The organism is Escherichia sp. MOD1-EC6098, from assembly GCF_002965865.1.
In the GTDB taxonomy this organism is placed as follows: Bacteria; Pseudomonadota; Gammaproteobacteria; order Enterobacterales; family Enterobacteriaceae; genus Escherichia; species Escherichia marmotae.
The window spans coordinates 1-1,647 of record NZ_PTSN01000069.1; the positions used below are offsets into that span (position 1 = coordinate 1).

At 54.0% G+C, this 1,647-nt stretch carries 2 protein-coding genes; both read right to left on the reverse strand.

Annotation, left to right across the window (positions count from 1 at the left end; genetic code table 11):
- Positions 1-464: 464 nt before the first annotated feature.
- Entirely contained in the window at positions 465-668 is a 204-nt protein-coding gene (locus C0K55_RS25625) for a Rop family plasmid primer RNA-binding protein (RefSeq protein WP_001041634.1), read from the reverse strand.
- Positions 669-1,398: 730 nt separating this feature from the next.
- A complete protein-coding gene (locus C0K55_RS26850) occupies positions 1,399-1,644 on the reverse strand; it encodes a hypothetical protein (protein ID WP_105283457.1) in 246 nt (81 codons plus the stop codon).
- Between the last annotated feature and the right edge of the window lie 3 nt (positions 1,645-1,647).

The window sequence follows — 1,647 nt, forward strand, 5'->3', positions numbered from 1 at the left end:
AGAAAGGCGGACAGGTATCCGGTAAGCGGCAGGGTCGGAACAGGAGAGCGCACGAGGGAGCTTCCAGGGGGAAACGCCTGGTATCTTTATAGTCCTGTCGGGTTTCGCCACCTCTGACTTGAGCGTCTGTTTTTGTGATGCTCGTCAGGGGGGCGGAGCCTATGGAAAAACGGCTTTGCCGCGGCCTTTTTTGGTCGTGCTCTTTTGCCCACATGTTCTGTCCCGGTTATCCCCTGATTCTGTGGATAAGCTGTCCGCCGTTATGTGAGAGCCTCCACCGCTCGCCGCAGCCCCAGCGACCGAACGTAGTGAGCGAGTGGGCGAGGAAGCGGAATTTCCCCGCCAGTCTGATTTGAGCGCTTACGCGTCGGTGTTCCCTTCAGCCCATGTCCTGACGCGCCCTCCGGGCTTGTCTGTTGGCGAAAACGCTCACGGACAAGCCGCGACCGCTTTCGCCAGCGTCTTTATGGTTGTTCAACTCCAATGCCGTACTGCGCTTCAAAGTGCGTCTGTATGCTGTTCTGCAGTTCTTCCGCCAGTTCGTGCAGCCGTTCACACATGGTTGCCTGTTCGTCGGCATCGAGGGCATCCAGCTTTTCAAGCAGTGTCAGACTCTGGCTTTTGATGAATCGCGCCATGTTAAGTGCGGTTTGCTGCTGTTTGTTCACCTTCTGTCGTTCTCCGTTCTGTCTCTGTATTCAGCGTCATGTGATTATGCCGTGTTCCGTTCTTTGCCTGGACAGTGCGCGTTTTTCCGGTTGTTTTATGTTCATCCGTTCATCACATCGTGAGTGTCGGGGTAAAGCCCTGATCAGGTTTAATCGGATGAACGTGCGTGCGCGGTTATACGATTAAACCTCCTGTCCAGTCCCGTTCATGGGGTCGTGTTACCGGCAGATGTACGGCAGTTGTTGCGTCGCTCCTGTTTTGTGCCGTAAATCTTTTGCGGATGTGACGGGGTACAGTTGTACCCCCTGCCGTACTGTTGCCACCTGGACGACCGTATCCGGCTGCCTGTCACAGGACAGGATGTGTAATTGTAATACCGTCACACGTGACGCTATTACAATTACTCCCTGCTCAGGGTTTCACCCCGATACCCCGGCGTAACGCCATGACGGCCAGCGCAAATTTATTCGCTTTTTCTGAGGGTCCTGTAGCCCGAACCAGGACCGGATCCGCGCCTGAAATTCCCCTCTCCTCTGACCTGCATTTCCCACACCTGTCGCAAAACTGCGTTTTGCATGATTTATCTTTAGAATCAGTGTGTTAAAATTATTTCAGGTGGCAAAATTTACCTTTTTCCGCCATACGCAGCACCGCAACGGTGCCGGATTGTGGCTGGATCAGGCACTGTAACCGGCACTGTTACAGTGCTAATCCTTATTAATCATGGCGTTAATCAACAACAGGCACTGTAACGGTGCCTGTTATGGTGCTGGATTGTGGCTGGATTTTCCCTTTACGGTGCTGCTTACAGTGCCTGATTTTATGGGAGGAGTGCTGCTTACGGTGCTGCGGTGCTGGATCCAGCACTGTGAGGCAGGCACTGTAACGGTGCTGCTTCTGGCCACCAGGAGGAGCCGGAAAGACGACGCCGGAGGACGAAAACAGCCAAAAATAAGCCTCATGGACACCGGACACGCT